Annotated in this window: 9 protein-coding genes; 4 read left to right on the top strand and 5 right to left on the bottom strand. The window is 56.9% G+C overall.

Annotated elements, in window-relative coordinates:
• A partial coding sequence (locus VWY34_RS01140; RefSeq protein ID WP_416536861.1) for a choice-of-anchor L domain-containing protein occupies positions 1-1504 on the bottom strand: 1504 nt, incomplete at its 3' end.
• Positions 1505-1627: 123 nt separating this feature from the next.
• Positions 1628-2872, bottom strand: coding sequence for a MobQ family relaxase (gene mobQ / locus VWY34_RS01135; protein ID WP_416536860.1), 1245 nt, complete (start codon positions 2870-2872; stop codon positions 1628-1630).
• Positions 2873-3027: 155 nt separating this feature from the next.
• Between mobQ and VWY34_RS01130 the strand changes: the two genes are divergently transcribed.
• The gene (locus tag VWY34_RS01130; RefSeq protein ID WP_416536859.1) at positions 3028-3288 is read left to right on the top strand and encodes a hypothetical protein; all 261 of its coding nucleotides are present in this window, start codon (positions 3028-3030) and stop codon (positions 3286-3288) included.
• Positions 3285-3833, top strand: coding sequence for a hypothetical protein (locus VWY34_RS01125; RefSeq protein WP_416536858.1), 549 nt, complete (start codon positions 3285-3287; stop codon positions 3831-3833). The genes VWY34_RS01130 and VWY34_RS01125 overlap by 4 nt, the downstream gene beginning before the upstream one ends.
• Before the next feature lie 24 nt (positions 3834-3857).
• On the opposite strand, the gene VWY34_RS01120 is transcribed toward VWY34_RS01125, so the two are convergent.
• Genes VWY34_RS01120 through VWY34_RS01110 form a run of 3 tightly spaced genes read right to left on the bottom strand, consistent with a single transcriptional unit; the run spans position 3858 to position 4701 of the window.
• The gene (locus VWY34_RS01120; protein ID WP_416536857.1) at positions 3858-4025 is read right to left on the bottom strand and encodes a hypothetical protein; all 168 of its coding nucleotides are present in this window, start codon (positions 4023-4025) and stop codon (positions 3858-3860) included.
• A complete protein-coding gene (locus VWY34_RS01115; RefSeq protein ID WP_416536856.1) occupies positions 4022-4447 on the bottom strand; it encodes a type II toxin-antitoxin system VapC family toxin in 426 nt (141 codons plus the stop codon). Before VWY34_RS01115 ends, VWY34_RS01120 begins: the two co-directional genes overlap by 4 nt.
• Positions 4447-4701: a type II toxin-antitoxin system Phd/YefM family antitoxin gene (locus VWY34_RS01110; protein ID WP_416536855.1), complete on the bottom strand. Its 255-nt coding sequence runs from the start codon at positions 4699-4701 to the stop codon at positions 4447-4449. The genes VWY34_RS01115 and VWY34_RS01110 overlap by 1 nt, the downstream gene beginning before the upstream one ends.
• A gap of 362 nt (positions 4702-5063) precedes the next feature.
• Between VWY34_RS01110 and VWY34_RS01105 the strand changes: the two genes are divergently transcribed.
• Together VWY34_RS01105 and VWY34_RS01100 are read left to right on the top strand one after the other, a co-directional pair.
• Positions 5064-6071: a replication initiator protein A gene (locus VWY34_RS01105; RefSeq protein ID WP_416536854.1), complete on the top strand. Its 1008-nt coding sequence runs from the start codon at positions 5064-5066 to the stop codon at positions 6069-6071.
• Positions 6072-6187: 116 nt separating this feature from the next.
• Positions 6188-6598: a hypothetical protein gene (locus VWY34_RS01100; RefSeq protein ID WP_416536853.1), complete on the top strand. Its 411-nt coding sequence runs from the start codon at positions 6188-6190 to the stop codon at positions 6596-6598.
• The last annotated feature ends 271 nt before the right edge of the window (positions 6599-6869 follow it).

The raw sequence follows: 6869 nt of genomic DNA, 5'->3' as shown, positions 1-6869 counted from the left end.
CCACATCGCCGTTCAGAAAGGGAAAGATATCGATCAGCTCTTTATGGGCTTCTTGATCGAGCGCTTTTAAGGCCTGAGGCCCTGGGAAAAAGCTTTCGCTGCGAATGCCGTTAGAAAAGATCACTTGGTGCTGTTCGAACAGCAAATGGCAATAGGTCACACTCCGGCAACCTTTTTTTACCCTCACTACCCCACCACGCATCTCGGCGAGATGTTTTGCGCGGACCATGACCTCTTCGCCATCGTAGGACAGCAACAGACCGTGTTGCGGCGATACAACAAGTGTGCTGTGGTTGCCGAACGCCCCTGACCTGATCTCGATTGGTTTGACATGTGGCATATGCGCCAGCTCAGGTGCCCCGAGGCGGCGCATGCCGCTCCAGATCAGTGGCTGGGGGCCGTTGTCCGCAGTCACCACCAAATCCCCGGGGCGCAGGCGCTCTACTGGCACCTCACCCGAAGGCGTAAGGATCATGGTGCCCGTCGCGAAACAAACGACGCCTGGAGTCGTGTTGACGGTGACAAAGCCGACATCGGTGTTTCCGTCGTCGTCTGCCACCGTATAGGAAAAAATGTTTGCACCAGTATCTGTCTGTGAGCCAGTAAGGGTCAGCCCGGTTGGAGTAAGCTCGATCACCTCACCGGACGCCAGTGTCACAGTATCCCCTACGGCAACAGGTTGCCCGTTGATATGCGTGAGCGTCAGTGTGCCGCCACCTGTGGAGCTGTCATTGGCCAAAAGATCGTATGATGTTTCGCCGTTCGATGTGACGTTGATTTCGTCATCTTCGGCGACCAGTGCGGTCTGCACGCTGTCGCCTGCAATCAACAAATTACTGTCGTAAGCTCCATCACCCCCATCGGCAATGCCGATTTTTATGGTGTTGACCTCGCCCGGAATAACGGGTGCCTTCAGTGTCAGTGTGACGGTAAAACCGTCCATTTGGGTGTTATAGGTATCGTCATTATGCGAATTGTCGACGTAAAGATTGGCGTTGTCGACATCATTGATATTGTTGATGGTCAAGTCTCCCGATCCGATAGTCATTTTCGCCGGTTGGCCATTGACCCAGATGCCAACGGCGTCATTGAAACCTGAATCTACATATTCAAGATATTCCTCAGAGGAAAACACCACCTGCATTGTCAGCGTGCTGCCTTCGGGCACAAATTCAGCTTCCAGCACGGATGCGTCATAGGTTTGTTGGCCGGAAACTTCCGAAAGCTCCTTGTCGCCGGCAAGATGGTGTTGTGTCGTCGTCCCGGAGGAGACGTTGACGTCTTTGCCGCCGGATGTGACGTCGCTGGCGCGGCCGGTGGACAAGATAACGCCGCTGTCTGAGGGGGTAATCTCTGATGCGGTGGTGTCGCCACCAGAATAAATACCCGACGCGCTTTGAGCGCCAGTATAGCTTGCTGAAACGATTTTTATACCGTTCCCAAACATCGAATCCGCCATTTCCATCGCGGATGCATTCGTGTTTATGGCCAATTTTTCGGACAAGTGCTTCTCCTACGGAACCGATGGAGTAGCCTTCACACAAAATGCTGAAAAAAGGATTTCTGGCCGCAAAGCCTTCGCAGCATATACGCTAGATTTCCAAAAAAGACCCTTTGTTGAACGGTCTTACCGGTCGATACCATACCCCCGGTCGCGGTGGGCATCCCGCTCGATCTCCTGCTGTCGCTCCAACTCTTTCACCCGTTCCTGTTCTTGCGCGGCCTCCTGCGCGGTGTGCCGTTCCTCGGCCTCACGGCCCTCGCGTAACTCTGCTGCACGGGCGGCTAGATCGTCCGGATCGATCCCCGCCGCCGCCTCGCGCAGCCGTGCCGCGAACTCCTGCGACGTCTCCCGTTCACGCTCCGGCGTGGGGCTTTCCTGAACCTTCTCTTGGCCTCGATAGGCTTCCCAAGATGCCTTCAACCGCGTGGCAAAGTCGGGTTCTTCTTCTCGGCCATCACGACCCCCCGCAAGCGCCAGCTCGGATTGCCCTGATCCTAGACGGTCCATGACCCGATCAGCCGCACGGTCCAGCCAGTCGCGAACCTGTCCGGTCAGCTCCTGCACCACGTGCCTGACCTCGGCGGCACGGTCCTTGACCTCGTGCCAGACGCGCACGGCGGCAACCTCGATGCCGCGTTCCTTGAGCTGCCACGCGCCGGGAGAAAGCTGCGGCAGGGGCGGGCGGTCCAGCGACATGGCCCGCACGGTCTGCACCAGCTCCGCGCCCTCGTCGCCGCGCTCCCGCGCCGCGCTTGCCAGCTCAAGCGCCTCATCGCGCTGCGCCACGAGGGTCCGGTGATCCACGCGGTCCTCAATGCCGGCCCGCTCCAGGGCCGCGTTGCTGTCCCGCGCCCACGCCTCGCGCCAGCCCTCAAGAACCTCGACCTTGTTCCAGTCGCGGTTCTTGGTGGTGAAGCCTTCGGCGTCGATCTCGCGGGTGGTCAGCAGAATGTGGGCATGGTGGTTGCGCTCGTCGCCCTCGCGCCCCGGTGCGTGCAGGGCGATGTCAGCCACCATGCCACGGTCAACGAACTGCGTCTGTGCGTAGTCGCGGACCAGGGCGACACGCTGCGCATGGGTCAGCTCGTCGGGCAGGGCCACGCGGACCTCGCGGGCGACCTGGCTGTTCTTGCGGGTCTCGGATTCCTCGACCCGGTTCCACAGCTCGGATCGGTCACGGACCCAATCCGGCGCATGATCCGGCGCAAGGATTTCGGTGTAATCGACACCGCCCCGCGCCGCGTAATCGAAGACCAGCCCGGTGCGGCGGTCCTCGATCCGCTCAGCCACGCGGTAGGCGGAAGCCGCCGTGGAACTGCGGCCCTGAGAGCGAGAAATCATCGTTGCGCGTAAATGATAGATCGCCATATCAGAGCTTCACTTTGCTTAGGGGTTAAGGGGAAACGCCAGTCTCCCCTACCCACACAAACGCGCAGCGTTTGTATAAGTGGGCACTTCGTGTCTTGCTCTCTACAACAGTGGTAGCCTAAAAGCAACTTAGGACGGCGGAAAAGGAAACCAAAATGGCGCGGACAATAGATCAGCAGATCGCATCAACACAGGCAAAACTGGCCCGCCTTAAAACCCGCCAGAAAGCCAGCGAGACCCGGCGCAAAATCATCGTCGGGGCTATCGTGACCAATGCCGCTTTGAAAGACCCCAAGATTGCCCGCTGGATGGCCGCGACCCTGCGCAAGAACGCCACCCGTGAAGTCGATCAAAAAGAGCTGGTCGGTCTGCTGGAAGAACTGGACCAGATGGCGACGAAGGCGGATCAGGAATGAGTAAGGATCCGTTTCAGGAACTGGTTGATGAACTGACGGCCCTTCGTCGCAGCATCGAGCATATCGCCCGCACCAGCCTCGACAAGGACGAGGCCAAAACCCTGAACCAAGCCGTGGCACAAGCTGCCTTGAAGATGGCAAAAGCAACCAAGGACGCGCCGGGGGAAATTCAGGAGGCTCTGGCATCTGACCGCGACCAGATGGCTCGCAGCGCCACACAGGCCGCAACCAGGGCCGCTGAGAGCGCCATGGCCGGAATCCGGCATGACCTCGACAATGAGCGCGCAAAGCTCTCACAGGCCGCCGGAGAGGCCCGTAGAGAGGCATGGCGCTGGTTTGGCGGGTTCTGGGTGTGGTTGGCCTCCATGCTCGCCACAGGGGCCGTTATCGGGGCACTGGCGATGGCATGGATACAAGGGCGCGGCGATGCCCGTGAGTTCGGGCAGTTTCCAAGCATCTATTGCGGCACCGCAGGCGGACAGGTGGTCGAACAGGACAACGGGTCCAGTTACTGCGCGGTCTGGATCAACAGGCCGGATCAGTGAAAATCACTCCGGCCATTCTTCGGCTCAAACAATATCGTTCGCCGACGCGTCGATGATCTTTCGCACGGATGCCATTGCATCCTCATGGCTCACCGTCCGGCCAGCTTTAACATCCGCAAGCCCGCGCTGGATGCCCTCGATGGTGGCTCGCTCTGTTTTGAGAACGGTAGCTGTCGGGCTGCTGGGTGTCATGGCATCGGCTCCCACGGGTTGATGATCTGCACGCCTGTCGGCTCGAAGTCCGCAACATTGCGCGTAACGATTGGCATGGCGTGGGTGATCCCTGTCGCGGCGATCAGGGCGTCCCGGTCACTGCGGGGGTCTGGAACATGCAAAGTAGCACAGCAGAGCGCGACAGGCCCGTCCACGGACAGGATACGCCCCTCGAACACCGGAAGCACCCGATCAACCATCCAAGCCCTCAAGACGGCGCCCTGCGTGCTGTCACGCCTTTCCATCTGCCTGACGCCCATCTCAAGTTCCAAGAGTGTGATGGCTGACAAAAACAGCGCTGACGGGTCTTGATCCTCGGCCCACGCAACGACATTGGCATCCGCCTTCCCTGCCTTTGCCTTGCGCAGTTCGGACACCACATTCGTATCGAGGATGAACATCAGGACAAATCAGCGGGACGTGTAAGGCTGCCCAAGCGATCCGGTTCAAAAGCTACGTCTTCCGCTTCTGGATCGGCAAGCAAATCAAGAATACTTTCCTGGCGACCTGTAAGCCGCCTGTAGGCTTCAATGCTGAGCAAGACATGCGCGGGTTTGCCCCGGTCTGTGATAAACACAGGGCCTTCCTGCGCAGCCCGCTTTGCGCCACTGGCGTCTTGGTTGAACGTCCGGCTGTTGATCGTTGTTATTCCCATGGCTCACATCCTTCCAAGCCCCTTAATGTAGCAACATAACTACATTTGAGAAGGTAGTCAATATGGGTTCGCCATCACCATATTTGCGAAGGCCATGATTAGGCAGCCTTGAGCTTCCTGGAAAGAACAGATCAAGCAAACGCCTAGTGTTAATAGTGTTACCTACGGAGTATGTTACGGGCCTGAAAATCGCCTGTAACCTCATGGCTATGAAAGCGAAAACTATCCACAGGGTTCCGAAAGGTGCGAATCTCGGTTCCGAAAGGTGCGAATTTGGGTTCCGAAAGGTGCGAAGTGGCGGCGGTTCCCGATAGTGCGAATTTATGGTTCCTGATAGTGCGAACTGCTGTTATAGCTTGAGCATGGCCTTACTTCCCGATCGACACCCTCAAAAAGATTTCTTCATCCTCGACATCGCCGATGTCGTGCCGAAGGATGATACGGCGTCGATGGAACACCCGATGTTCTCACTGGCGACGAAGCCAGACATGCGCCACCTGCACTATGAAGCTGGGGATGTTCGCCTAGAGATTACACCGTCTTATAACGGCCTGCCGACCATCTTCGACAAGGACATTCTGATCTTCTGTATCAGCCAGCTGATGCACATGAAAAACCGCGACGAGAAGATCGGTAAGCGTGTCAGGTTCACGGGGCGAGAGCTTCTAGTCTCAACGAACAGGCCCACAAACAACCTTGGCTATCAACGCCTAGAGCAAGCCTTCAAACGCCTACGAGGGACAACCTTCAAAACGGACATTCGCACGGGAGACCGCATGGAAACCCGTGTTTTTGGTCTGATTGACGAAGGTGGATTTGTCATGCGTGAGGATGGTTCATGGCGACTGGATTATTGCGAGGTGGTCCTGTCGGACTGGCTCATGCGGGCTATCGAATCCGACCAGGTTGTCACGATCTCGAACGACTACTTCCGCCTGCGTCGTCCGCTGGAACGCCGTCTCTACGAGATCGCGCGGAAACACTGCGGCAACCAGCCAAAATGGCATATCGGCCTTGCCAATCTTCAACGAAAGACTGGCAGCAATGCTCCGCTCAAAAAGTTCCGGCTCAACCTTCGCCAGATCATCGCTGACGATCATACGCCCTTCTACCGGATCGAGCTGACAGAAGATGATCTTGTGATCTTCCGGCCTCGGAATACGAAGACACAGATCGCGCCCGCAATCACCCTGCCTGACTGGGCCGAAGAAAAGGCCCGCGCGTTGGCGCAGGAAAAGGGTCGGGACTACCATGCCCTTCGAGCTGATTGGCTGGCCTTCGCGCAGGCGGAAACCGCCAAGGGCAATCCGCCAAAAAGCGCGGGTGCCGCCTTCGTGGCCTACTGCGGAAAGCAGAACAGCTTAAGATAGCGGTGCCGCGCCATTTTGTCGGTGGTTTGTTTGGTTCAGGAATTGTGGCACACTGGTCACGATGACTGGTCATGACCAGTCAAGAAAACCAATAATGACCACGAGGAAAACCGAGCATGACCATGACACTAAATGAAGCGGCGAAGTCTTGTCGCAAGGCAAAGGGAACAGTCTTAAAAGCCATAAAAGAAGGGCGTTTAAGCGCGCCAAAAGATGCCCAAGGACGATACGAGATTGATCCGTCAGAGCTGCATAGAGTGTTTCCGCTGACTACCTCTGACCAGTCAGAAAAACCGACGCTTACCCCCACCAATGACCGCGAAAACCGCATTGAAATAGAGCGGTTACGGGCCGAGCTTAAAGCCGCGAATACTCTATCTGAAAACATGGCTGAAACTGTAGCCGACCTTCGAGAACGCCTTGATCGTGAGGGCGAAGAACGCCGCCAGTTGACCGCAATGCTAACCGATCAGCGAGCGGGGCAGGGGGCAAAGCGTGGTTTGTTTGGATTCCTGCGCTCCGTTTAGTTGGTGCGCCACAAACCTGCCAAAACCTTCATAATTTTGGCAGGTCTAACCCATTTATCCATCACAAGGACGACAAAAATCTCCTAACCTGAGGGGTTATAATATTCTTGAAATGTTGCCGTAAACCGGCATTTGAAGGTGCCCCCGTAGCGTGGCCATCTCTGCAACAGCGACAACTAGCGAAGCAAATGATTAACTTCCAAAGGTAAGCTTGAGCGGGGTAGAAATTGTCGTGCTGTATGTCCATAGCTTTGTAAGACAGTCTTTTTTT

The sequence above is a fragment of the Phaeobacter sp. JH20_02 genome (genome assembly GCF_048056915.1).
Classification (GTDB): Bacteria; Pseudomonadota; Alphaproteobacteria; order Rhodobacterales; family Rhodobacteraceae; genus Phaeobacter; species Phaeobacter bryozoorum.
This window is presented reverse-complemented; position numbering and strand designations above follow the sequence as displayed.

Excerpts from the sequence above, each read along its gene's own strand:
- VWY34_RS01105 (WP_416536854.1), top strand. The coding sequence starts at position 5,064 with ATGGCCTTACTTCCCGATCGACACCCTCAAAAAGATTTCTTCATCCTC.
- VWY34_RS01115 (WP_416536856.1), bottom strand. The coding sequence starts at position 4,447 with ATGTTCATCCTCGATACGAATGTGGTGTCCGAACTGCGCAAGGCAAAG.
- VWY34_RS01100 (WP_416536853.1), top strand. The coding sequence starts at position 6,188 with ATGACCATGACACTAAATGAAGCGGCGAAGTCTTGTCGCAAGGCAAAG.
- VWY34_RS01125 (WP_416536858.1), top strand. The coding sequence starts at position 3,285 with ATGAGTAAGGATCCGTTTCAGGAACTGGTTGATGAACTGACGGCCCTT.
- VWY34_RS01120 (WP_416536857.1), bottom strand. The coding sequence starts at position 4,025 with ATGACACCCAGCAGCCCGACAGCTACCGTTCTCAAAACAGAGCGAGCC.
- mobQ (WP_416536860.1), bottom strand. The coding sequence starts at position 2,872 with ATGGCGATCTATCATTTACGCGCAACGATGATTTCTCGCTCTCAGGGC.
- VWY34_RS01110 (WP_416536855.1), bottom strand. The coding sequence starts at position 4,701 with ATGGGAATAACAACGATCAACAGCCGGACGTTCAACCAAGACGCCAGT.
- VWY34_RS01130 (WP_416536859.1), top strand. The coding sequence starts at position 3,028 with ATGGCGCGGACAATAGATCAGCAGATCGCATCAACACAGGCAAAACTG.